We start from the raw sequence: 26,610 nt of genomic DNA, 5'->3' as shown, positions 1-26,610 counted from the left end.
CAGATCACCGAGCCCAGTCGCATCCAGGTTCCCCAGATCACCGAGCCCAGTCGCATCCAGGTTCCCCAGATCACCGAACCCGGTCGGATCGGCGAAGTCGAACGAGTTCCCGATCGAGGCCACCTCGGCTTCGACGAAGTCCTCGAAGTCGACGATCTCGCGCGAGCGGCCGCTCAAGTAGCGCGCGGCGCGCGTCGCGTTCGCATCCTCGAGCGCGCCCTGGAGCCGCTCGTCCAGCGACGGCCCGCCGTCCTTGCCGAACCGCTCCCGCACAGCGTCGATACCGGCCTGGTTGCCGACCAGGGTCTGCAACTCGGCCAGCACCTGGTCGGCTTTCACCTCGGGCCTGCTCAGCAGGAAGTCGAGGCGCCGCGCGATCCGCTCCGGACCGGGCTGCACCACGTCGGGGCGCATGCCGGCCTCGCGGGCCAACTGCTCGAGCCGCCACAGGTGCCGGGGCAGCACGTCGCCGTTCGACCCCATCAACCCGTCGTCGTCGATGAAGCGGTTGCGGCGCTGGTGCGGCTGGCCGGTGGTGATGTCCTTCGGCAGCGGCTGGTCGACGCGGTTGAACACCAAACGTCCGTCGAAGGGACGCTCCCGCAGCGCGCCCACGTCGCCGGAGCGCAGGGCGGAAACGAACTGCCGGGACAACCCGAGGTGCGCAGCGATGCGATCGGCCGCCGCCTCCGGGCTGTCGGAGCTGCGCCAATTCGCCGAATCGGTGGGGGCGATGTTCTCCGCGTCGCTCACCGCGAGCATCTGGTGCGCGTAGTAGGAGTGGTCGACGAACTCGACTTCGACGGCGTACCGGGACTTCTCGTCCATCCGGCTCGGGTCGAACAGCTCCCGGACGCCCCGCGTGGTGCGTTCCCGCAGCGCCGCGAGGTCCTGGTCGACGTCGGTCACCCGCTGCCGGGCCTGGTCGGCTTCGGCGCGGAGGCGCTGCGCCTCCTGCCGGGAGGTCTCCAGGTGCCGCTCCAGGACGGCCGCGTCGAACAGCGGGGTGCCCTGCTCGTCGACCTGACCGGAAAGCGAGGCGCGGTTCTGCTCGTCGAGCTCGGCGACCAGTTCCGCGGCGACCGCCTTCTGCTCGGCCTCGTCGGCGAGCTTCTCGCGGTGCTCGGTGAACTCCGCCGCGTCCAGGTAGGCCCGAACCTTGTACTCCGGGATCTGCTGCCCGTCGAACTCCCTGGTCCCCCGCTCGAAGCTTCGGGGAGAGGCGTACTCGTCGGCCAGGCCGAAGAAGTGGAAGACCTCGTGCTTGCCGACCCGGCCCGTCATGTCGATGTCCCAGTGGGACTGGCTCGATCGGATCTTCTCGCCGACGTGCACCACCTGGAGCGCGGACGACGCGTCCGCCGCGAACTCCACCCTGCCCTGGAACTGGTCTCCCGAGACCGCCATCCGGGCGCCCTGCCCAGCGTACTCGGACATCCCCGCCCGCACCCGCTCCTTGAGCGCCTCGACGCGCTGCTCCTGGCGCGTGAGCTCCGCGGTGGAGGCGTCCAACTTCGCCCGCAATCCGTCGAGATCAGATCGCACCGCTTGGAGCTCGGTCCGCGCGTTCTCGGCCTCGGTGACCATCGACGTGCCCTCGTAGAGCGTCGAGAGCACCTCGGCCGTCGCCAGCTCCTCCTCCTTCGCCTGGATCAGTGCCTTGTCCAGGTCGACCTGCCCGCGGGGCGCGGCGAGGAAGCCGTCGGCGTCCAAGTAGGGCCGGAAGGTGAACTCCTGCACGAACCGCCCGGGCTCGACCTCGATGCGCTGGAAGTCGAACCGGACCGGGCCGCCGAAGAAGTGCGGGGCGCCTGCGGCCTCCATCCTGGGGGCCGGGGCCTCGTTGATCACGGTGCCGTCCGGGATCGGCCGCCGCAGGTTTTCCCACTGGGAGGGCTCCAGCCTGCCCCACTGCGGGTCGAACCAGGAGGCACGGGTGGCTTCCGCGTACCGCCAGGAGTCGCTCTCGACCGAGGGCTCGGCCCCGTCCTTCCACTGCTTGCCGTAGTCCGCGACCGGTGCGGTCTCCACCCCGATCATGTCGATCAGCGAAGGCTCGTTCTTGACCACCAGCGGGACGCGGAGGTCGTGCAGGGTCCGCCGCTCGGCCTGGGGAACGTCTCGCTGCGCCGCGGCCAGCTCGGCCTCCAGCGCGGCGGTGAGCCGGGACTCGATCGTCTTGCTCCGCGCGTCGTTGACCTCCGGTTTCGCGTCGAAGCTGTGCGAGACCACGTGGATCTCGAACGGCTTCCGCGCACCGGCGGCCACCTCCAGCAGCTCGGAGGCCAGCACGGGGGCGGTCTCCGCGTGCAGCTCCTGGATCGCGTCCTGCGGCACGGAACCGTCGTCGGTCCCGTCCAGCATCGCCGACCAGCGGGAGGTCGGCGCCGCAGGATCACCCAGGTCGGCCAGGATCTCCTGCACGAAGTCGTCCGGCAGCGACGGCAGCTCGGGGTCGCCGAAACCGGCCCAGTCGACGTTGGACAGCGGGTCCGATTCGGCGAACTGGTTCCAGAAGTCGTCGCCGAAGCTGTCGAATACGCCTCCGGTGAACAGGTCATCCAGCGGCGGAGAGGAGGTATCCGGCGCACCCTGCGTCCGGACGTCGGGCTGCTGTTGCTGCTGGGCGGAGGGTTCCCAGTCGATCTCGCCCTCGGCGTCTTCGTCGCTGCGGGAGCCTTCCGAGGCGTCGTCGACCATGTCGACGTCCGAGTCCTCGTCCCGGTTCGACGCGTAGTCGGGATCGGTCTCGCCTTCGGCGTCCTCGTCGCTGCGGGTGCCCTCGGAGGCGTCGTAGGCCATGTCGATGTCAGAGCCCTCGCCCCGGCTCGACGCGTAGTCGGGGTCGGTCTCGCCTTCGGCGTCCTTGTCGGGGCGCAGCGCCTCGGCGAGGTCGGGCTCGCCGGTGGCGTAGGAGCTGCCGTCCTCCATCACGACCCAGCCGCGCGGGTCCGGTTCGAAGCGGACGGTGTTGTCGCCGGTGCGGACCACCTGGCGGACCGCGAGCACCCGCCCGTCCGGGGTCAGCGCCACCTTGGCCGCGACGTAGACGGTGTTGTCCACGGCCAGGTCGGCGACCCAGTCGGACTCCAGGTCCTCCGCGAACGGGTTCGGGCCGTCGTGCACCACGTCCGGGTCCGGTTGCAGCACCCCGGAGATGGCCAGCGCGATCGCGTTTCCGCCACCGATGCCGCGTCCCTTCAGCGAGGAGGCGAACCCGGTGCCGTCCACCGGCTCGCCGTCCCACAGCTCCACCAGGTCCGGGTTGTCCTTGGCGAGGGTGGCGAGCACCAGGTCGGTGTCGGGCAGGTTCGGCAGGTTCCGCGCGACATCGACCACGGAGGAAACGGAGTTGTGCCGGTTCGGGAAGTAGAGCCCGCCACCGGGCAGCGCGACGCTCTGCGCGCGGTCGTAGGTGTCGTTCGTCCCGTCCAGGGTCCACGGCTCGGTCCAGGCGAACAGCTGGACGACCTGCGCCTCTGCCTCGGGGCTCAACGGCAGCAGTTCCAACAGTTCCTGCAGCTGCGCCAGCTCCGCATCGCCCTTGCCCAGCAGCGCGGGCTTGGACATGAGCTCGTCGAGGCGGGCGTGGATCGACGGGTCCTGCGCGGCGGCCAGCATCGCGGCGCTGAGCTCCGCGCGCACCTGCCACTCGGCTTCCGCGAGGCTGCCCGCCCAGAACCGCATCTCCAGGCGGTCGCTGGGGGAGCCCTCGACGTTGAGGAAGTTGACGGCGTCGTACTTGGCCTGCCCCTGCGCACCGTGGTTGAGCGCACGCAGGTCGGCGACCGTGGACACCGAGGCCGGGTCGACGGGCAGCGGGTTCGGGCCCACGTAGTCCAGGCTGCGTTCGCCGCTGCCGTTCGGGTGGTTGCCGAGGCGGAACAGCACCGACTCGAAGCCCTTGGTCAGCTGCGCCAGCCGCACGTACTGGGGCGGGGTCAGCTGTTCGGCGAAGCTGAGGTTGACGTGGCCACCGGTGCCCTCGGCGCTGCCACCCCGATCCCGGACCAGCTTGAGCAGGTCCGCGAGTTCGCCCCAGACCGTCGGCTCGTCACCGGGGCGCAGGATCGGCGAGATCAGCTCGGCACCGTTGTTGAAGGACGCCTCATCGGCCAGCGCCCAGCCGTCGGCCTCGTTGGCCCGCTGGATCACGTTGGCGCCCTGCTGGGGCAGCGGGAACCCGCTGCCTTCCTGCTCGGTGAAGCCGTTCCGCCGCAGGTCGGCGAAGAGCCCGCGGACGCGCTCCTCGAATCCGGCTTCGGGGAGGCTGAACTCGACCTCGAAGCCGAGCTTCGTGCCGGGGCGGGAGGTCACGCCGCCGGGCACACCGCCGTGGTGGAAGACGATCGGCGAGTCGCCCTGGTCAGCGCGGGTCTGCGCCTCGTCGAGGATGCCCTGCAGGCGCGCGGTGCGGTCGGCGCGGACCTGGTCCAGCAGCTGCCGCGCTTCCAGGTCGAAGGCGCGCAGCTCGTCCGGTGTCGCGCGCGGCAGGTCTTCGCCGCGCAGCGCCTGCTGCCAGGCCGCGAGCCGTTCCCGCACGGGCTCGAACCGCGGCTCGACCGGTGCCGCGTCGAGGTTGCGCCGCAGCGACCCGAGGGTCCGCTGCGCCCGGTCGACCAGCGGGGCGATCTCCGCGGGCACCGCGGGTGCCGAGTCGTCGCCCATGATGAGGCTGCGCTCGCCGCCTGCGGGTCCTGGCTGCTGCGCGGCGGAGTGGTCCGGCCCGGTCTGCGGCTGGTCGAGACCGAGCCGTTGCTGCATGACGCGCACGGCGTCGGCCAGGTCCGCCTGGTTCGTCGGATGGGCCACGTCCTCGCCGTGCATGACCCAGCCCTGCGGGTCCGTCACGATCCGCAACCGGCCGTCCGGCCCCGGAGCGACCTGCCCGGAGAGGAACCTGCCGTCGGGCAGCCGCAGCAGGTTCGTGGTGGTCAGCACCGCCTCTTCCTGGAAGTTCTCCGGCTCGAAGATCTGCCGGAACCAGTCCGCGCGGTCGACGCCGGGGATCGCGAGCACGATGCCGTGGCGCGCGCCGAACCGGCGCGAACCCATCGTCTCGATCAGGTCGTGCCCGGGGAGGAGGTCACCGTTCCACAGCTGCAGCCCGCGGCCGTGCGGGTCGAGCTCGCCCACCACCAGGTCGACGTCCGGGTAGGGCTGCAGGTCGCGGGCGACCCGCACCGCCGACTCGACGGAGTTCCGGGCCGTCGGGAACAGCAGCCCGCCGTCCGGGGTGCTGACGGTGAGGACGCGGTTGAAGGTGTCGTTCTCGCCCGTGTTGCGCCAGGCGTCGTTCAGCGCGAACAGCTCCACGGCCTGCTGCTGGGACTCCTGGCTCATCGGCAGCAGTTCCAGGAACTCCACCAGGTCCGGCAGCCCGGCGCCGGTGTCCCGGCCGACCAGCTTGGGCTCGGCCAGCAGCCGGTCGAGCTTCGGCTGGATCGACGGGTCCTTCGCTGCCGCGAGCATCGCGGCGCTGAGCTCCACGTGCGCCTGCCACACGCTCGCCTTCGTGCTGCCCGACCAGAACCGGAACTCCACCCGGTCCGAGTCCGCCCCCTTGACGTGCTTGAAGTTGATCGCGTCGTACCGGTCCCGGCTCAACGCCTGGACGTGTTCGGGGGTGGTGACCCTCGCCGGGTCGGTGGGGATCGGGTTCGGGCCCACCATGTGCATCGCGCGCTGCCCGCCGCCGGGGTAGTTGCCCAGGCGGTACAGCACCGCTTCGAATGCCTTGGCCAGCTGCGCGAGCCGCACGTGCTCGCGGGGTGTCAGCGGCCGGTCGAAGCTCATGTTGACGTGGCCGCCGGTGCTGTCGGCGTTGCCGTCGACCACTTCGACGTCGCGCAGCACCGAGTCCAGGTCCGCCCACATCCGCGGCTGCTGGTCCTGGCGCAGGATCGGCGAGACGAGTTCAGCCCCGTAGTCGTGGGCGGTCTCCACGACCATCGCCCACTTGCCCCGGCTGTGCAGCTCGCCGACGATCGGCGCGTTCGGGTTGGGCAACACCTCGAGCACGTTCGACTCGAGGTCCTCGCTCTCGCTGGAGGCCCACCGCGAGGAATCGCCGTCGGAGAACGGGCTCATCGGGGGTGCCTGCTCGGTCGCGGTGTCTTCCGCGACCGGGTGCCACTCGGAGTGCCCGGCGGCCTGCAGCCTGGCGCCGAGTTCGGTGACCTTCGCCGTGGCGCCCGCGTTGTCCGTGCCGAGGAACTTGAACTCGACCTCGAGTCCGACCTTGACCCCGGGCCGGGAGCTCACGCCGCCCGGCACGCCTTCGGGGTGGAAGCTCGGTTCCCGGGCGCCGTCGGCGCGGGACTGCTCAGCGGCGCGGTAGAGCTCGCCGACGTGCCGGGCGCGTTCTTCCCGGACCTGCCCGGCGAGTTCTCGCGCGGCGTCCTCGAAGCTGCGCAGCGCGACGTCGGACAGGGCGTTGAGCGAGGTCAGCGTGTTCGGCCACGCGGCGACCTGCTGCCGGACCCCGGGCAGCGCGTCCGGCGGCAGCGTGGCCAGGTTCCGCTGGATCTCGGCGGACAACCACACCAGCGAGTCGAGCCTGCCGGGAGACTCGTCGACCATCCGCACGCTGCGCTCGCCTGGCAAGGGGCCGATCTCGGGCACGTCCGGGTCGCCGGGGCCGCGGGAACCCTCCGGGTCGCTGAGCCTAGAAATGTCCTGCGAGCCGAGCAGTCTGACTCTGCCGCCCTCGAACAGCTCCGGCCTGCCGTGCGGGGCGTACTGCCCGCCGACCTGGTCCGAGAGCAGCTCGTGCAGCCCGGCGCCGACCGGCGAGCTGTCCGGGGAGCCCAGCCGGCAGCTCAGCCACAGCAGGTTGGTGTCCTGCGTCCACTGCGGACCGGGGCGACCGGCGCTCAGCAGCAGCCTGCTCATCTGCTCCCGGTCCAGGCGGTGCAGCGTGCCGCCCTTGTCCCGGACGGTGAAGCGGCCGCGCGAGAAGTGCGGGGCCACCACGTAGTTGTCGCCGTCGGTGGGCGCGCCGTAGAGCCGCGCCGCGTTCTCCGCCGCGCCGGACTCGAAGGCGTGCCGCATGATCTCGGCTTCGCGGTCGCTGCGGGGGAAGCCGACGCCGATCGGCTCGCCGTCCTTGCCCCCGGGCAACGGCACGAAGTCCACGTCGGCGAAGGTGAGGTCCTTGCCTCGGTCGGCCGCGCCAGAGGTCTCGGCCGAGTCGGAGCGCTCGCCGCCCATCTCCATGCCCGGCTCGGGCTCGGCGTCCGGGTCGTAGCGGCCGCTGTTGTAGAGCGCGTCGACCGCCGAGGTCATCTCGGCCTGCCCGGTGGACCAGGTCTGCTCGCCCCGCCGGTGCACCTGCCAGCCCGCGGGATCGGCCTGGAAGGTGAGCCCGCCGTGCGCGTCGGGAACCATCCGGCCCGCGAGCAGCCTGCCGTCCTGGCTCCGCACGACGTCGCTCGTGGTGGCCAGCACCGGGTGCTCGGCCTCCGCGACCAGGTCCGCCAGCACCGGGGAGCGGCCGCCGCCGGAGGCCGCGAAGACCACGGGCTGAAGCAGGCCGATGCCACGACGGGTGGCGGTGCCGTGGGTGAAGGCGGCTGGGGAGGCCGTGCCACCGCCCCACAGCGCGACCTCCGAGCCGTCCGGCGTCAGCTCCGCCACGGCCAGGCTCGCCCCGTCCGGGAGGACGACGTTGCGGGCGGCGGTCGCCGCGGCGGCGGTCGAGTCGTGCGGGCCGGGGAAGAACAACCCGCCGCCGCCGAGGCTGATCGACTGCGCGCGGTAGTCCACGTCGTTGGTACCGGTGTCCCGCCACGGTTCGGTCGCCGCGAACAGCTGCACCGCCTGCTGCTGCGCCGCCTCGCTCAACGGCAGCAGCTCCAACAGGTTCAACAGGTCCGGCAGCTCCGCCGGACCGCGCCCCAGCAGTTGCGGCTCCGCCATCAGCGCGTCCAGGCGCGGGTGGATCGACGGGTCCTGCGCGGCGGCCAGCATCGCGGCGCTGAGCTCGGTGTGGACCTGCCAGTAGGCCGGATCGGTGCTGCCGGACCAGAACCGGAACTCGACGCGGTCGGCCGCGGTGCCTTCGACGTTGAGGAAGTTGATCGCGTCCTCGCGACCCCAGTTGAGCTCCTCGACGTCGGCGAAGGCGAGGTCCTCGCGCGGCTCCAGCGGCAGCGGGTTCGGGCCGACCTGGTTGGTGTCGCGGTGCGAGGCGCCACCCGGATGGTTGCCGAGCCGGTACAGCGTCGACTCGAACGCCTTCATCAGCTGGGCCAGCCGCACGTGCTCCGCGGGCGTCATGTGCCGGTCGAAGCTGACGTTCACGTGCCCGCCGGTCCGCCCGGCGTCGCCCTGGTGCGGGTCCTGGCGGACGGTGCTCAGCAGCGCGTCGAGCTCGGCCCACGCCGTGCTGTTGGGAGCACCCGGTCGCAGGATCGGCGACACGATCTCGACGCCCTGGTCGTGCGCGGGCTCGTCGACCATCGCCCACCTGCCCACGGCGTGCGATCCGGCGGTGTCCGCCTTGTCCAACATGGACGGTGCGGCGATCAAGCCCTGCCGGTGCAAGGAATTGCCGAGGGAACCGACCCGGCCGTCGAAGTTCTCGCCGTGGATCTGGAACTCCACCTCCAGCCCGACCCGCAGGTCCGGCCGCGAGGAGGCGCCGCCCGCGACGCCCTGCGGGTGGAACTGGACCGGCGAGGTCCCGGCCTGCGCGGTGGCCTGCGCCTGCTGGAACTGCTGCACCATGGTCCGGGCCCGCTGGCCGCGGATGTTCGCCAGCAGCTGCTCGGCCTGCTGCACCCGCTCGCGCAACCGGCCCAGCTCGACGTTCGTGAAGGCCTGGTTGTGCAGACCCGCGGCCCAGGCGGCGGCCCGCTGCCGCAGCTGCGGCAGCACGTTGTCGGGCAGCGCGTCCGGGGGCAGCGCGTTGAGGTGCCGCTGCAGCTGCGGCACGGCGCCCCCCAGCCGGGCGACCAGCTGCGTGCGCTCGTCGACGTGCGGGGCGCCCGCGAGGTCCGGCATCGCGACGTCCTCGTCGCCCATGACGACGCTGCGCTCGCCCTCGGGGGCGGCGTCCACCGGGTCCGGTGAGCCGTCCTCCGACATCGAGGAGTAGCCGTCCTCGCCCCCGGACCGGGAGCCCTCCGGGTCGAGCGAGGCGACGGCCAGCGCCAGGTCGAACTGGCCGGTCGGCCGGGTGGTGCCGCCCTTCTCGTGCAGCACCCACCCCTCGGTGGAGGGCTTGGTCCGGAGCACGCCGTCCGCGTCGATGCTCTGCTCGACGGCGGACACCCAGCCGCCCGCGTCCTGCACGACGGTGGCGTCGGTGGTCAGCACCGGCACGTCGAGCCGGTCCACCAACTGCTGGAGCCACGGCGCCCGTCCACCGCCGGACGAGGCGAAGGCCAGCATCGAGAAGTCTTCCCGGTGCATCAGCCTGGTCTCGACGGAGTTGATGAACTCCGAGGGGGGCAGCGTGGTGCCGTCCCACAACCGCACTCCGGAGCCGTTCGGCGCCAGCTCCACCACGACCATGTCCGCGCCGTCCGGCGTGATGGTCCGGCGCGAGGTGGAGACCGCGTCGGCGATCGAGGTGCCGGGGCCGGGGAACCGCAGCCCGCCGTTGGGCATCCCGACGGTCTGGGTGCGCATCCGCTGGTCGTTGGCACCGGTGTTCTGCCACGGTTCGGTCGCGGCGAACAGCTGCACCGCCTGCTGCTGCGCCGCCTCGCTCATCGGCAGCAGCTCCAGCAGGTTCAACAGGTCCGGCAGCTCCGCCGAGCCCCGCCCGAGCAGCTGCGGCTCCGCCATCAGCGCGTCCAGGCGCGAGTGGATCGACGGATCCTTCGCCGCGGCCAGCATCGCCAGGCTCAGCTCGGTGCGAACCTGCCAGAGCGCCGGATCGGTGCTGCCCGACCAGAACCGGAACTCCACCCGGTCGCTCGGGGTACCGTCCACGTTGGCGTAGTTGACCGCTTCCTCCCGCTCGTGGTTGAGGTCACGGACGTCGGCGTAGGTCAGGTCCGAGCTCGGCTCGATCGGGAGCGGGTTCGGGCCGACCTGGAAGGTGTTGCGGTGCCCGGTGCCGCCGGGGTGGTTGCCGAGCCGGTACAGCGTCGACTCGAAGGCCTTGGTGATCTGGCCCAGCCGCACGTATTCCGAGGGCGTCAGCACCTGGTCCTTGAAGCTGACGTTGATGTGCCCGCCGGTCCGGCCCGCGTCGCCGCCGTTGTCCCGGACGGTCTCCAGCAGGTCCTGCAGGTCCGCCCACGGCATGGCGTCTTCCTCGCCGGGCCGGATGATCGGCGACACCAGCTCGACGCCGTTGACGTGCGCGGGTTCGTCGACCATCGCCCACTTGCCTGCGGCGTGCGCGTCGAAGGTGTCGTTCTTGCCGAGCATCCGCGGGTCGTGGAGCGCGTCCTGCTCCAGCAGCGACAGGCCGAGCTCGTCGAGCTTGCCCCGGAAGTTCTCGCCGTGGAGCTGGACTTCGACCTCCAGCCCGACCTGCGCGTCCGGGCGGGCGGACTGGCCGCCTTCGACGCCGAACAGGTGGAACTCGACCGGGGACTCCCCCTGGCGCGCGGTCGCGCTGGCCTGTTCGAACTGCTGCGCCAACAGCCCGGCGCGCTGGGTGCGGACGTTGCGCAGCAGCTGGGCGGCCTCGTTGCTCCGCTGGCGCAGCTGTTCCACGTCGGCGGCGGCGAAGGACCGGGTGCGCGCCGCGTCGGCCCACACGTCGGCGCGTTCGCGCAGCCGCGGCAGCGCGTCCTCGGGCAGCGCCTGGAGGTGCCGCTGCAGCTGCGCCACGGTGTCGGTGAGCGCGGACGTGAGTCGGGCACGTTCGTCTTGCGGCACCCCGGCGAGGTCGTGCATGACGACGTCCTCGTCGCCACCCATGATCACGCTGCGCTCCGGCGGCTTCGCGAACAAGCCGTCGTCGGAGTCGCTGTCCGAATCCTCGTCCCGCCGCCCGGGCCCCGAAGCGTCCTCGCGCTGCGGCGGCTTCGCGAACAAACCGTCGTCCGACTCGCTGTCCGAATCCTCGTCCCGCCGCCCGGTACCCGAAGCGTCCTCGCGCTGCGGCGGCCTCCCCGCGAACAAGCCGTCGTCGGAGTCGCTGTCCGAATCCTCGTCCCGCCGCCCGGTACCCGAAGCGTCCTCGCCCGAGCCGCTACGGGGGGCCCACTCCGGTTCGACGAACTGCACGTTCTCCCGGACAGCCGTCGCGAGGAAGTCCCCTCGGGTGTACAGCGAAGCGGGGTGGCGCTCGGCGAACTCGAACAGCGCGGCCAGCCGTTCGCCGGGCTCCCCGGTGCGGAGTTCGGCCTCGTCCGCCAGCACCAGCAGCGCGTCCCTCCCCGGACGCGGCTGGAAGGGCTCTGAGACCGCGAGCCGGTCGAGGGCGTCCGCGAGCTCGATCTGCTCCGGAGTCGGCTCGCGGAGGCCGTAGAGGTCGGTCGCGCGTTCGGCCAGCACCACCGGATCGGCATCGGCCCACCCGGCTGCGGCCCGCGCGGCGAGGTCCGCGTCCGCCGTCGAGCGCACGACCGCCGGGAGCATGAACTCGGCGATCCGCTGCTGCCACCCGGTCTCGGAGACGACGAACCGGTCGTGCACCGGGCCGGGGATCCGAATCTCGTTGAACTTGCCGTTGTCCCAGTTCATCGTGGTGACCGAGCGGACCCGCTGCGACAGGTCCGGGTGCTCGGAGATGAACTGGAGGGCACCGGCCAGCACCAGGTCGGGGTCGGCGTGCCTGTTCAGCAGCGAACCCAGCCGGACCAGCCGCAGGTCGCCGTCGCGGTTGTTCATGTCCCGGACCAAGGTCTGCACGGCTCGCTGCGCGAGCGCGGCAGCCGCCTCCGGGCCGTCCAGCACCGCAGGCTTCGCGGCCTTGTTGGGGAGCCAGCTGCCCGCCGACAGGACGTGCACGGCCGGGATCTTGGGGAAGGCGTCGATGCCGTCGTAGCCGAGCGTGTGGGCCACGCGGAAGAGCACGTCCGGGCCGGTGCGCATCATCAGCGAGTTCCGGCGGACGTACATCAGGTTCTCGTCGAACATCTCCTTGTTCGCGGTGAGCGCCAATTCGCCGTAGAGGCCAGCCTGCTTCTCGCCGAGGGCCTGCTCCATGTCGCGCAGGAAGACGTCGGCCACCGGGTGCGCTCGAGGCATCCCGTAGGCGGCGTTGTCCATCATCGACTCGCGGTCGGACAGCTTCGCCCAACCCGCCGGGGTGTCGATCAGCTCTTCGGCCCGGGAGAGGTCGAGGACCTTGTTGTCGCCATCGGTGTAGAGGCCGCCGAGCGCGCGCAGGATCGCGATTCGGCCGATGTCGCTGCCCGCTGCCCAGCCCGCGCCGGAGAGCCGCTGCACCTCGCTCAGGAAGTAGGACTGGAGGGCCATCGGGTTGCCCTCGTGGAAGAACTCGCTGATGTTGACCAGCCGGATGTCGTTCTGCCGCGCCCAGTCGAGCATCTCGCGGGTTCCGGCGTGCAGATCGGGGGAACCGTCGGTGGGCGGGGTGCTGGCGCGGGCCGCGTCGAACTGCGCACGGGGGATGTCGGTCCACATGACCGAGGTCCCGTCGTAGCGGGACGCCGAGGAGCCGAAGTTCTGGAACACCTCCGCCGACCTGGTCGAGGCCTGCACCGGGCTGCCCATCCAGATGCTGTGCTGCAGCTTCGGCAGCTCCAGGATCTCGGGCAGCGGCGACACGTCGCCCGGTGCCCAGTTGTGCCGCTCCTCCTCCGTGGGCTGCCGGGTCAGCACTTGGTCCGCGCGGCTCTCCAGACCGTCGGCGGTGATCCGCGACGGCGCGTCGTGCGAGAGGTCCATCGCGTCGAGCAGCGCCGGGATCTTGGCCGTGTCCAGCGCCGGGATGTCCAGGCCCACCAGGAAGTCCGGGGTCGGGTCCGGGCTCAGCAGGCCGAACAGGTCCTCGCCGAGCAGCGGGGCCGGTTCGGTCGGGTTCTCCACGAGCAAGTCGTTCAGGTCCGAGACGACGCGCTCCACGGCGGCGGGATCGTTCGCCGCGCTGTTCTCACCGGTCCGCTGCTGCGAGTCGGCGGTGTCGGCCGCGCGCGGCGGCGGCACGTCCGCGTCGCCGCGGTCCTGCGCGGCGAAGTAGTCGTCGACGCTGGTGCGGCGCGAGCCGTCCTCCCCGCCCATGACCAGGCTCTGGCCCGGGTGCGCCTGCTGGGGCTGGGCGGCGGGTCCAATGACCGAGGCGAGCGCGTGCGCGAGGTCGAACTGCCCGGTGGGGGCGACGCCCTCCGAGCGGTGCTGCACCCAGCCCATCGGGTCCGGCGCCGGACGCAGCGTGCCGTCCGAGGCGGGGCGCATCGCGGCAGCCACCAGCCTCCCGTCCGGGGCGAGCAGCGAATGGTTCGCGGTCAGCACCGGCTTGCCGAGCTCGTTGAAGTGGTTGACCAGCTCCGGGAACCAGGCCGCGCGGGCCACTCCGGGGATTGCGAGCGCGACGGCGTCCCTCGAACCCATCCGGCGGTGGCTCATCGAGTCGATGAGGTCCTGGCCGGAGAGCGTTTCGCCGTCCCACAGCTGCAGTTCCCCGGTCCGCGGGTCCAAGTTGCCCATCACCAGGTCGGTGTTCGGCAGGGGCTGCACCCGCTGGGCGACGCGGACCGCGGACTCGATGGAGTAGTTCTCGTTCGGGAAGAAGAACCCGCCATCCGGCAGGCCGACCGTCTGGGAGCGCCAGTGGATGTCGTTGCCGCCGGTGTTCTCCCACGGGTCGGTCAGCGCGAACAGCTGGATCGCCTGCTCCTGCGCGGCCGGGCTCAGCGGCAGCAGTTCCAGGAAGTCCAGCAGGTTGCGCAGTCCGGAACCGCCGCCGACGCCGAGCAGCTCCGGTTCCTTCATCATCTCGTCGAGCCGGGACTGGATCGACGGGTCGGTCGCCGCGGCCAGCATCGCCGCGCTCAGCTCCACGTGCGCCTGCCACACGCTCGCCTTCGTGCTGCCCGACCAGAACCGGAACTCCACCCGATCCGCCGGACCGCCCGTCACGTGCCGGAAGTTGATCGCGTCGTACTTGTCCCGGCTCAACGCCCGCACGTCGGCGGGCGTGGTGACCCTCGAGGCGTCCGGCGGCACCGGGTTCGGGCCGACCATGTGCAGCGACCGCTGGTTCGGGCCCATCGGGTAGTTGCCGAGCCGGTACATCACGGACTCGAACGCCTTGCCCAGCTGCGCCAGCCGCACGTACTCGCTGGCGCCGAGCGGCCGGTCGAAGCTCAGGTTGACGTGACCGCCGGTGCTGTCGGCGTTGCCACCGTTCTCCCGGACGCTGTCCAGGACGGCGTCGACGTCGTCCCACATCGTCGGGTTCTCGTCCAGGCGCAGGATCGGCGAGACGATCTCGACGCCGTTCTGGTGGGCGACCTCGTCGAGCATCACCCACTTGCCGCGCCCGTGGATCTCCGCGGCCGGGATCTCGTCCGGCGTGAGCAGTTCGCTCTCCGGGGTCCACTCCAGGTAACCGTTGGCGTCGAGTTCCATGCCCAGGTCGGCGACCTTGGCGTCGAACACATCCGGGTTGCCCTCGGGTATCTGGAACTCCAGTTCCAGGCCGATCCGCACGCCGGGGCGCGAGCTGACACCACCGGGGATGCCGTTCTCGTAGAACCTGGGCTCCTCGACGCCGTCGGCGATCTGGTCCGAAGCCTGGTCGTGGATCTCCAAGACCTGCTCGAAGCGCCCCTCGCGCACCTGCTCGGTCAGCTCGCGGGCCGACTGGTCGAAGGAGCGCAACGCCTCGGTGTCCAGGCCCGCGACCTGCCCCGCGGACCAGGCGTCGCGCCAGGCCGCGAACTGCGCGCGGGCCTCGGGCTGGGCGTCCGGCGGCAGCACCGAGAGGTGCCGCTGGAGCGCGGCCATCGAATCCCGCGCGGACACCAGCAGGCGCCGCTGCTCGGGAGTGGCGGCCGCGTTGTCCACCATCTTGATGCTCTGCTCGCCTGGCAGGGCCTCGACGTCGGGCGGTGGGGCATCGGGGTCGTGCGGGCCGTCCGGGTCGCCCAGGCGTGAGATGTCGCCGGAGCCGAGCAGCTCGACCCGGCCGCCCTCGAACATCTTGGGCCTGCCGGCGGGGGCGAGCTGCGACCCCACCTGGTCCGAGAGCAGCCCGTGCAGCCGGTCGCCGATCGGCGCGTTCGCCTCGGCGCCCAGGTTGCAGCTCAACCACAGCAGGTTGGTGTTCTGCGACCACACCGGACCGGGGCGGCCCGCGCTCAGCAGCAGCCGCATCATCTGGTCCTGGTCGAGCCGGTGCAGCGAGCCCGCCTTGTCCCGGATCGTGAACAGGCCGTCCTTGAAGTGCGGCGCGGCGAAGTAGTTGTTCGGCCCGGCGGGAACGCCGTAGAGCTGCGCCGCCCGGTCACCGGCACCCGATTCGAACGCCCAGCGCATGACATCGCGCTGGTTGTCGTTCAGCGGGAAGCCGACGCCGATCGATTCACCGTCCTTGCCCGCCGGCAGCGGGACGAAGTCGACGTCCTGGAACGTGAGGTCCTTGCCCTGCGGCAGCCGCTGCGGCACCGGTGCGTCGACGGGCTCGTCGCCCATCGAGGTGGGATCCGCGGACCGCTGCCCGGGGTTCTCGATCCGGGCGTCCGCGCCGACCTCGCCGTAGCGCACGTACAGCGCTTCCGCGTCGATGTTGAGCAGGTCGGCCGCGTGGCCGGGGAGCTCGACCTGCTTCGTCTCGCCGTTGTCCTGGCGGATGAAGGTGACGCCCTCGATCATCGGCCCGAACGCCGGGTGCTCGGCTAGGAACGTGATCGCCGAGTTCCAGATCAGGTCCGGGTCGGGGTGGGACTCCACGACGTCGGCCACCGCGGTCAGCAGCAGCTCACCGGGGCGGTTGTGCAGGCCGCGCACCAAGGTCTGGATCACGTTCTGGGTGAACCGCTCGGTGGCGACCGCGTCCCACACCTTCGGCTTCGGCTGCGCCGGGTCCATCCAGCTGCCCGCGCTGTGGACCACCACGCCCTTCAGGCCGGGCAGGTCGACGGCGTCGCGGTAGCCGAGGGACTGGGCGAACGCGTCCATGTTGCCCGGGGCGCTGCGCGCCCGGATGGAGTTGCGCCGCGAGGACACCTTCGGGTTGTTGAACGCCTCCGGGTCGGCGTCCCGCAGCGCGGCCGGGACCACGTCGGCGTACTCGCGCTGGTACTGCTCGACCATGGTGTCCAGGTAGGACCGCATCGCGGGGTGCTTGCGCGGCGCCCCGATCACCGAGTTGCTGAAGAGCTCGTTAGCCACGTCGGTGTGGAAGGCGTAGCCCTCCTGGCTGTTGAGCACGACGTCGTAGAGGTGCTGCGGATCGGCCAGCGCGCTGTCGCCGTCCATGTACAGGCCGCCGTACTCGTGCAGGACCGCGGGCCGCGAGATGTCGCTGGCTCCCGCGCTGCCCGGAGGCGTCTGCTTGATCCGCTCGTTGGCGATGAAGTCGTGCGCCCGCAACGGGTTCTCCGCGTTCGAGAGCTCGTCGATGTTGAGCAGCCGGACGTTGTGCGCCCGGGCCCAGCCGAGCATGTCGCGCACCGGCGCCAGCGGATCGTCCGCGCGCATCGGGCCCGAGTGCGCGGCGGCCTGCTCGAACTGGGAGCGCGGCACGTCGGTCCACAGCACGGTTTCGAGCTGCCCGGCGTGGGCCTGCGCGAAGTCGCCGATGGTCGACCGGTGGAAGCCTTCCTTGCCAACACCGGTGAGCGGCCCACCGAACCACTTGCGGTGCATGACGCGCGGCATCTCGAGCGTCTCCGGCAGTGGTTCGGTGATCCGCGGCGCCCAGTTCTGCCGCTGCTGCGGGGAGCGGTGCGAGGTGATCACCGAACCGGGCTGCGGGGTCAGCGCGTCCGGTGCGGCCTCCGCCCAGGTGGGCCTGCCTTGCGGCCGGGCCATGTCGAGCGTCTGGAACAGGCTGACCACGCGGTCGGAGGGCAGGTTCGAGTAGTCGTGCCCGGCCATGAACTCCTGGGCCGGTTCGGGGTCGCGCAGCCCGAAGACGTCCGGGCCGAGCAGTTCGGTGCCCGGCCGGGGCTCACCCTGGCGCTGCGCGGTCTGCGCGGCGGCCTCGTTGAGCGAGTTGACCAGCGCGCGGTGCGGCGGCGCGGATTCGCCGCCCATCTCCAGCTGGCGGGAGAGGTTCGGCCGCGAGCCCTCGACCTGGGGTTCGGGGGTTCCGGCGCCGCGTTCGGTGGCGGGCAACGAGTCCAGCTCGACCTGCTCGCCGCGCGGGCCCACCTCGTCCAGCGTCCCGCCGAGGTCGCGCGCGGCGGCGCGGGAGGGCTCGTCGGAGTCGACGAAGTTGAGCAGCCGCCGCCAGTTCTGCGACTCCGGGTCGTTGGCGAAGTCGAAGCTGTCCCGCAGGCCGCCGGATTCCCCGTCGCGCGCGGTGTTCCCGTCGCGGGCCGAGTCCCCGCCGCGGTCGAGGGGGCCGCCCGATACCTCGTCCGGTGCGCTGCGCGGCGCGGGGACGTCCGTCGGCGCTGTCCGGCCGTCCGAGCCGTCCGGGGTGCGGTCCGGTGGCAGGTCGGTGAGCTCGATCTCCTCCTGGATGGGCGGCAGCGAGGCCGACCGCGACGAGCTCGGGAGCACGTAGCCGATGACCTCCTCCCAGCCGCTGAGCAGGTCGTCCGCGTGCGAAGCGCGCCGGATCGGCGGCAGCCGGTACTGCACCCCGGCGTCCGCGGCGCGCTCGGCGCGCTCCTGCACGGCCTGCCGCTCGCTGCTCCGCGCGTCCTCGCGGGTCCGCGCGTCGCGGGCGTGTTCGGCAGAAGTCAGCGCGTCCCACTTGCGCATGGCCTGGTAGTACTCGGACCGGGCCTTGGACTCGGCCTCCTGCGCCTTGCCGGCCTCCTCGGTCTCCCCGGAACGGCTCGGTCCGTCGACGCCGTCGGCCTCCAACGCCCCCTTGAGGGCCTTGTCGGCCTTGGACCACGCCTTCCCCTTGTCGGCGAGGTCCTTGGTCGCCTTCACCAGGTCCGGCGAGATCGCGTGCCCGGTGCGGGCGGTCGCGTCGTCGTCCCACAACCGCGAGACGAAGGCGTCGCGGAAACCGACCGCGTGGCCGCCGGTCTTGGGCTCGCCGAAGTTCAGCACGCCACCGGTCTCGCGGGCCACGACGCGGAACTCCAGGTTGCTCAGCAGCGCCCTGGTGACGGTCTCCTCGTTGTGGATGATCTTGTCGGAGGTCGGCATCCGCGCCGCGTCCTCCGAGTGCAGCTCACCGGTCTGCAGCAGCTTGGCAGGGTCGCGGGAGGACAGCGCGATGAGGTCGCGGGCGGCGTAGCCGGAATTCGTGCCGAACGCGTACGGGCTCTTGTCCGCAGGTTGGGTGCTGCCGCCCCAGCCCCACGGCTCGGTGGTGCGCAGTTCGAGCGTGTGGCCGGATTCCACCTGGGACGTGCTTTCGTCCTTGGGCTTGGTCTTGCCCTCGAACTTCACCGAACCGCTGGTGCTGGCGAACTTCGGCGTCTCGGGGACGCGTGCGTAGAACTCCAGCGTCCGGTTCAGGTCCGGCAGCGGGATGGTGAAGGTGCCGTCCAGCATCTCCGGGAGCCGCCCCCGCAGCTGCGCCACCGTGATGGCCGTGGCGAGCGCGCTGTCGACGTCCCTGGACACGGACACCTTCGAGTCCTGCAGCGCGCCGCGGGCCGCGTCGACCAGCTCGTCGATGTCGCCGAAGAAGTGCTCGCCCCAGTGCGCGTCCGCGGTCGGGAGGGTGAACTTGCCCTCACCGCGCCACGTGGCCAGCGCCTCCGGGCTCTGCTGCGCCTCGGTCAACTTCCCGCGGTGCGAGACCTGGCCGTAGCGGGTGCCTTCCGGCTGCGGCAGCGCCTCCTCGGCGAGCTTGGTCACCGTCACCGGGCGGTCCACCGAGACCGAGTTGGTGAGCGGGCCATCGCCGCGGCCGACCTGCAGGTTCAACTGCAGGCGCCCGGCGTGCTCGGCGACGGGGCCGCTGGTCTCCGCGGAGCGCTCGTGGCCGACCTCGTCCTTCCGGGTGATCTGCTGGGCGCGGTTGCCCCACCTGGCCTGCGGGGTGACGCCCACACCGGCCGCTCCGAGCCCGGTCTTGTGCTCCTGCCTGCCCTGCGGGTCGGCCGGCGGGATTTCGGTGCCCCGCACGCCCAGCCGACCGGCGAACATCGTGGTCAGCAGGGTCCTGCTTCGCGTGCGGACCTTTTCGAGAGCGCTGGTGGCCAGGTTCGCGACCTTGAGCTTCTCGACGTGGCGGATCTTGCCGGGGCCGGAGTCCGGGTGGAAGTCGGCGTCGAGGGTGAACCGGTAGGTGTTGCCCCGGAACCGGCGCTCGTAGCGGAGCTGGGTGCGCTCGCCGCCGTTGAGCACCTGCTCCACCGAGTTGTTGATGTCGGTGAGCAGCGCCTGCAGCGACGCCTGGTTGTTGCCCGGGTTTCCCGCGGAGGTGCTCGGCAGCAGCGCTTCGGCGACGTCGTGGCCGATCTGGCGGCCGATCTGGTCGCGGATCTCGCCGATCTGATCGACGAGGTCGACCGGGTCGATGATCCCGCCGAGGCCGAACGACGGGCGCACGGTGTGTCTCGGGTCGAGCGTCTTCGGCACGGGGAGCGACCGGTCGCCGCCGGAGGCCGACGAGGACTCCTCGCTCCTGCCCCCGTTGGGCGTGGTGTCCCCGGCGGGTGCGGTGTCCCCCGCGGAGTCCGCCGACCGCTCACCGCCGCCCAAACCGGGCCTGAGCTCGTCGAGCTGGTCCTTGGTCAACCACACCAGCTGCGACTCGGGGAGCTCGGCGTACTGACCGCGCCGCCTCGGCTCGGGGCGGGGGAACAGTTCGAGGGTGTCGAAGTTCCCCTTGTACTGGGCCTCGGCGACCATGCCCGCGTGCACCTTGACCCGCGTCAAGTACACCTTCTCCGGCGCGGTCTCCACGGTCAGCTTCTGGCCGCTCTCCTGGGACCGGGAGGTCTCGGCGCCCTTCGTCCGGCTGTACGGCTGGAGGTTGACGACGCCGACACCGAGGCCGTCCACGTCGTGGGTGGCGGTCGTGACACCGGTCCCCAGCGGGCTGGTGAAGACCGTGCCGACGAAACCGCCGTGGGTGACGTCCCAGCCGGTGGTCCGCCCCGCGCTCGCCTTGCCGGTCAGCTCGCGGGTCGCCTGCTCGTACTCGCTGCGGGTGACCGGGTTGGCGGTATCGAGCACCGGCTTGAAGGAGACACCCATCTCGATGGCCAGGTCGTTGCGGGCGCGCGAGTAGGAGATCGACGTCGTGCGCGGCCTGCTGAACAGCCGCGGGTCGCTCTGCAAGCGGTCCGACCCGAGCATGTGCGCGATCGGGCCGGTGACCTCGGGGACCGGGAAGCGCACGATGGGGTCGTAGCGGGTGACCTGGTTGAGCAGGTTGGCCGCCATGCCCCGCAGGACCTTGCCGCCGGAGAAGCCGACCAGCGAGGCGCCGTCGAACTTGCGGCTCGCACCGGGGGGCAACTGGTGGGGGGCCGGCGGATTCCCGATCTGCTCGATCTTGGCTTCCGGGCCGCCATCCTCCATGTGCGTGATCGCCAGCGGGTCCTCTTCGCTGACCAGGCTTTCCGGCACCACGAACCGAGCGTCGACCCGCTTGGTGATCGATGGCGGCGTGTCCCTGCCCGGCTTGTGCCGGGACCGCTCCTGCGGGGTGAGGTCCAGCGGGAAGCCGCTGGTGAGCTCCTGGTAGGTGGGGACGTGCCGCCCGAACCGCTGCGGGCGGATGCGGCGCATCCCCCCGCTCGGACGCTTGTAGGACACGACTTCGGCCTTGAGGTCGAAGTCCGCCCGGAACGACCGCAACGAGTGGTCGGTGAGCTTGCCGTCCGGGGCGATGCTCCCGCCGCGCTTGCGCTCGACGGCGGTCTCCCTGCCGAACTCGAACGCGCGGTTCCGCGTCCGGTTGCCGTCCACCCGGTAGCCGCCGCTGGCGATGTACCGGCCGACGCCGAGCGCCGAGTAGAACCGGGCCTGGAACCCGCCGATCAGGCCGCGCTTGCGCTGCTGCGAGGTCTTCACCGAGGTCTGGTCGGTGATCTTGCTGCTGGTGTTGAGCGCGCTCTTGACCTCGTCCTTGCCGCTCTCGGAGGAGCGACCGCTGCCGCTGGGAGCGCCGTCGGCGGCGGGTCCGCCGTCGGTGTCCGGACGCGCCCCGCCCTCGAACGACACGCCGCCGGCGCGCACCGGGTCGCCGTCGCGGATGTTGCCGGTCTCCATCGACAGGCGCACGACGGACACGTAGTCGTGCATCAGCGCTTCGCGCTTTATCGGCAGGTACAGCGGCCCGTCCATCATCTGCGGGACGAGCTGCTTGACCACGTCCTCGTCGGCGAGGATGTCGGCGAGGCTGCGCTTCCGCTTCAGCACGTCGGCGATCTTCGCCGACAGGCCCTTCGCGAAGGCCTCGTCGTCGAACTGCCGGATGAACATGTTCTGGTCGAGGCGGACCTTGCCGCGCAGCGGGATCTCGCGCAGCAGGTCCGCGAGCCCGTTGTAGAGGTCGCGCCCGAGCGGGAAGTCGGTGAACCGGCCGATGAACGTCTCGCCGCGTTCGACCGCTTCGGGCAGGAAGTGCGTGCGCTCTTCGCCGGAGCGGTAGTTCTCCGGCTGGAACGCGTCGGCCAGCGGCGTTCCTTCGAACAGCCCCGCCTCCGCGGCGCTGGAGCGGTCGCCGAGCAGGTCGGCGGCGATCAGGCCGTCGAGCGTCACCGGCTGGCCACCGAGCGGCCGGACCTGCAGCTTGTAGCCGAGCTGGTAGCGAACGCCTTCGCCGGTCTTGTCGATGGTGCTCGTAGCTTCGGTGGACCTGCTGAGGTTCTGCTCGTTGGCCCGGCCCACGTTGAAACCCGTGTTGGGGCCGGCCACGACCCCGAAGGCGCCCACCTCGAGCCCGGGCCCGACGAGCGTGGTGAGCCCACCGGAGCGGTCGGTCCTGCTCACGTCCTTGCTGCCGGACTTCAGGGTCTGCGCGTCGGAGTGCTTGACGTCGGGGTGCTCGTGGCCGATCTTGATCCACGTCGCTACGGCCCGCATTTCGATCTGGGTGCCGGGGTGCGAGCGGAACAGCGAGAGCTTGCGGCCCTTGTAGATCTCGCCGGACGGCACCCAGCCCTGCTCCGGGTGCGCGCCTTCGAAGACCGTCATCGCCGGGAGCTTCTCGGCGATGGTGTCCTTGTGCAGAAACTCCTGCAGCGCCGGGCGCCCGTGCGCGTCAACGCCGGTCTCGTCCTTGAACCGCTTGCCGAGCAGCCGCTGCACCTGGCGGAAGAACGACCCGGCCATCGGGCCGGTGTGGACGGTGACGCCCATCGCCTCGGCCTGGCGGGTGGCGCGGCTGCCCGCCTCCCCGAGCGCGCCGAGCTCGTGCACGCCCTGGGCTTCCAGCCGCGCCCGCTGGCGCTGGGTGAGCGGCTGCTGGTAGCTGTCCAGCCGCGTGTGGGCGGACTCCAGGACGTTCCCGATGGACCGGCCGTTGGAGAGCCCGATCGGCACCCGCATCGCGACGTCCGCGGTCTCCGAGACGGAGTGCTGTTCGAGCCTGCGGTTGCCCGTCTGGCCGACGACGTTCCGTCCCACGCCGGCCGGGATGATCGGCTGGTCCTGCTGGTCGCGCAGCGAAAACTCGAACTTCATCGGCACGTCGACGTCGTGCAGGGCTTTGATGGCGAACTTGTTGCTCCTGCCGAACGTCTGGCTCTGCTCCGACAGGTGCAGTTCGGAGAACGACGCCGGCACGGTCGGGTTCAAGTACAGGTAGAGCCCGGGGATCGCGGTGAACGCGAGCTGCGGGGAGAACGACTTGTCCCGCGACTCGGCACTGGTGTTGGAGCTGGTCTTCTCCCGCTTGGAAGTCGCCTCGATGCTCGCGTCGGAGGGCTTCACCGAGGTCATCCGGTCCCACTGCGGGGTGGCCTTGACTTGCAGCTCGTAGAACTTGCCGCCCTTGCGCACGATGAAGGTGTCGCCGTCGCCGACCAGCGACCGGACGTCGTTGTCCACCCGGCGCTGGATGACGCTGGTGTCCTCCCACTTGCCCTTCGCGCCCGGCACCAGCTTGTTGAGCTGTGCCACCACGTCCGGGCCGGTGAACTCCAGCGTGCGGGTGTCGGTGGGCAGGTCCGCGCGGCGGGTGGCGCCGATCTGCTCGACCGGCCCCAGGGACTGCCCGCTGCGCACGTAGTCCGGGAGGGCTTCGCGGATCTCCTCCGCCGGTTTCGGCGCCTTCGACTCGTCGTCGCCGTCCTTGCCCTTGGTCCCGTCGGAGTCCTTCGACCCGTCCGAGTCCTTGGCACCGTCGGAGTCCTTCGACCCGTCGGAGTCCTTGGCAGCGTTGGAATCCTTGGCACCGTCGGAATCCCGCACCCCGTCCGAGCCCGTGGGGGTGTCCGCGTCCTCGCCGCGGTTGCCTCCGGCGTCCTGCTCCGGCGCGGAGGTCGGCGTGCGGGCATCGTCGGGACCGGGACGGCCGGTCCGCCCGGCCAGATCGGTGCCCGCCAGCGATTCCTTCTCGTGGACGTACCGCTGGACCAGCTCGTCCGCGCGACCGTGCTCGTCCTTCGCGAGCCGAGCCGAGACCGCTTCCCACAAGGTCGTGGGCACGTTGCCCGGGATCTCACCGGCCCGGCTCAGCAGCACGGCCGTGGTGTCGAGCAGCTCCTGCGTGCGTGCCGCGCCGATCTTTCCGAACGACTTGGCCGCGGACGTGAGGTCCTCCGCCAACGGGACGTCCCGGGCGAAGGAGGTACCGGCCCCGGTGTCCTGCGCGGTGGCCACCGGCCGGTGCGCGACCGGTTCGTCGCCGCCCATGACCAGCGAGCGCCCGCCGCGCGGACCGAGCCCCACGACGATCTCGTCGGCGGGGTCGGGGATCCGCAGCCGCGAGTCGTTCCGCGACGTGGTGCCGTCCGGCGTGGTGCCCGGCTGCTGCCGCTGCGAACCGGAGTGCGGTGTGGCGACGTTCGGATCGGTCAGCAGCGCGGCGAACACCGGGGGCAGCGGCGGGTCCTGCCGACCCTCGCGGGTAGCGCTGCGAGAAGTGCTCGCGGTGCGCGTCTCCGGCGGGGTGACGTTCAGGCCGCGCTCGCCGAGGCGCGTCGCGTCCTCCCCGGTCCGGCGCGGCGCGGCGCTCTCGACCGCGGGGCCCCGGGAGTCGGTGTTCCCGCCGGAGCGGGAGGAAACCGGCTGGTCCCCGCCGCGCGTCTGCCCCGGGTCACCCTGCGAGGTGACCGCCGGACCGGACTGGCGGGGCGCCGCGCCGTCGCGCGCGGGCGGCTGGCTCTGCGTCGTCGGCTGGTTCTGGGCCGTCGACTGGTTCTGGGCCGCGGCCTGGTTGGTCGTCGACTGGTTCTGCGTCGAGGGCTGGTTCGTCGTGCCGGGCTGGTTCGTCGTGCCGGGCTGGTTCGTCGTGCCGGGCTGGTTCGTCGTGCCGGGCTGGTTCGTCGTCGACTGGTTCGGCGTGACCGGGTTGTCCGACACCGCGTCGGGCCCGTCCGCCGACTCGGCCTCCTCCGACCGACCTGGCTGTTCCGCGTCCTGCTCGGTTCGCCCTGACTGCTCGGCGGATTCCTCCGGACGAGTCGACTGCTCGGCCGACTCCGACCGACCCGACTGCTCGACGGACTCCTCCGAACGACCCGGCTGCTGCGCCGACTCCTCCGACCTACCGGACTGCCCGGCCAAGTCGGACTCGCCCGACCGACCCGACTGCTCGACAGACTCCTCCGAACGACCCGGCTGCTGCGCCGACTCCTCCGACCTACCGGACTGCCCGGCCAAGTCGGACTCGCCCGACCGACCCGGCTGCTCGGCAGACTCCTCGGCTCGGCCCGGACTCGCGTCGGACTCCTCCGGCCTGGCGGGCTGAGCAGCCGGGTCGGGCTCGGCCGACGTCGCGGGGCGTTCCTCCGATTCGGACCGCGGCGCGGAGTCGTCCTCGTCGGCCCGCACCGCCGGGTTCTCCGCATCCGGGCCGCTCGACGTCTCGGGGCGGTCGGTCGACGTAGGCTGGTTCGTCGACGTGGGCTGGTTCGTCGACGTGGCATCGGGCGACCCGCTCGTCCTCGCGCCGGGGGCGGACGCGTCCAGCCGTGCTCCCGGTGCGGCGCTCTGCTGCGGACCGCGGGCCTCGCCGCCCGGCGTGGCACTCGCGCCGCGGCCGGCTTGCCCGGACTGGTTGCCGGTCTGACCTTGCTGGTTCGGCTGCCCCTGCTGCTGCCCGGGCCCGTACTGCGTGGACTCGTCCTGCTGCTCGGACCGGTCCCTCGCGGGCGAATCCACCGACTCGTCGCGGGAATCCGGCCCGGTCGACCGGTCCTGCTCGGATCCCGGTCGATCCGCCTCGGTCAGCTCCGCCGCGTCGTCGCGAGAACCGGACTCCGGAACGCCGTCCCGCGAACCGGACTGCGTCGACTCGTCCTGCGAATCGGACCGGGCCGCGTCGTCCCGCGAACCGGACGAGGACTCGTCACGGGAGCCGGACCGCGTCGACTCGTCCCGCGATTCCGCTGCCCCGTCCGGAGAACCGGTCTCCGCCGCACTCTCGCGCGAGCCGGATCCCACCGACTCCGCCGGGGCCGGACCGTCCTGCCGGGCACCGGAACCGTCGGCATTGCTCGCCTGCGGAGCGCCCTCCGAGGCCGTGACCGCCGGTCCGGTCCCGGTCGTGCTCGGCCGGTTGCTCTGGTTCGACTGGTTGCTCTGGTTCGACTGGCCGCTCTGGGAACTCTGGTTCTGGTTCCCCTGCGCCCCCGCCCGGTCGCCGCCGGTGGTCTGGGTCTGCTGCCCGGACGCAGCGCCCTGCGACTGCGAGGGACCGGTGGACGCCGTGGAGGGGTTCCCGCCGGTGGCCTGCGCGCCGGGGCTCTGGGTGCCACCGGCGCTTTGGGCACCACCGGTGGAGGTGCTGCTCGGCCCGCCCGTCGACACCGTGGTGGGCGCGTTCGTGGACGAAGCCGTCGGCGCACCGGTGGAGGTGGAGTTCGACGTGCTCGTCGTAGTGGAGGTCGCGGCACCGCCCGTCGTCGAGCCCGACGTCCCCGTCGTCGAGCCCGCGGCACCGCCCGTGGAGCTCGATGTGCCGGAGACCTGCCCGCCCGAGGCCGTCGGCGACTGCGACTGCCCGAACCCGCCTTGCCCGACCACGCCCTGGCCGTTCGAGGAAGAGGAGCTCGAGGAGTTCCCGCTGCTGCTGGAGTCCGAACCCTGACCCTGGGATTGCGCGGACGAGACGTCGCCCGAGGCGTTCGACACCGTCGAACCGGAGATCCCGTCCGAAGTGGACTGGTTCGAGCCGGTGCCGTTCGACTCGGTCGCCACCGGCGCGAAGGAGTCCGAGTTGGAGAACACCGAGCCGAGCTTGGTGCCACCGCTGCCGACGTCCCGCCCGGAGGACTGCTGCTCCGAAACACCGTCCCGGTTCGAGTCCACCAGGCTGTCGCGCGAACCCGAGGAGTCGGTACGCCCACCGGTGGAGTTCGACGACTGGTCGCCCGTCGAGTTCGACTGGTTGCCGGACGAATCCGACTGCCCACTCGACGAACTCGACTGATTACCCGACGAATCCGACTGCCCACTCGACGAACTCGACTGATT

General features: G+C 71.6%; 3 protein-coding genes. 2 read left to right on the top strand and 1 reads right to left on the bottom strand.

Going from position 1 to position 26,610, the window contains the following annotated elements:
* Positions 1 to 25,578: hypothetical protein (locus OOZ19_RS14770; protein ID WP_266090673.1), on the bottom strand; the 25,578-nt coding region annotated here is incomplete at its 3' end.
* 79 nt (positions 25,579 to 25,657) lie between these two features.
* Between OOZ19_RS14770 and OOZ19_RS14765 the strand changes: the two genes are divergently transcribed.
* A complete protein-coding gene (locus tag OOZ19_RS14765; protein ID WP_266090672.1) occupies positions 25,658 to 26,224 on the top strand; it encodes a hypothetical protein in 567 nt (188 codons plus the stop codon).
* 69 nt (positions 26,225 to 26,293) lie between these two features.
* A complete protein-coding gene (locus OOZ19_RS14760; protein WP_266090671.1) occupies positions 26,294 to 26,566 on the top strand; it encodes a hypothetical protein in 273 nt (90 codons plus the stop codon).
* Positions 26,567 to 26,610 lie beyond the last annotated feature (44 nt).

Origin of the sequence: Saccharopolyspora sp. NFXS83, from assembly GCF_026241095.1 — a bacterium.
GTDB lineage: Bacteria > Actinomycetota > Actinomycetes > Mycobacteriales > Pseudonocardiaceae > Saccharopolyspora_C.
This window is presented reverse-complemented; position numbering and strand designations above follow the sequence as displayed.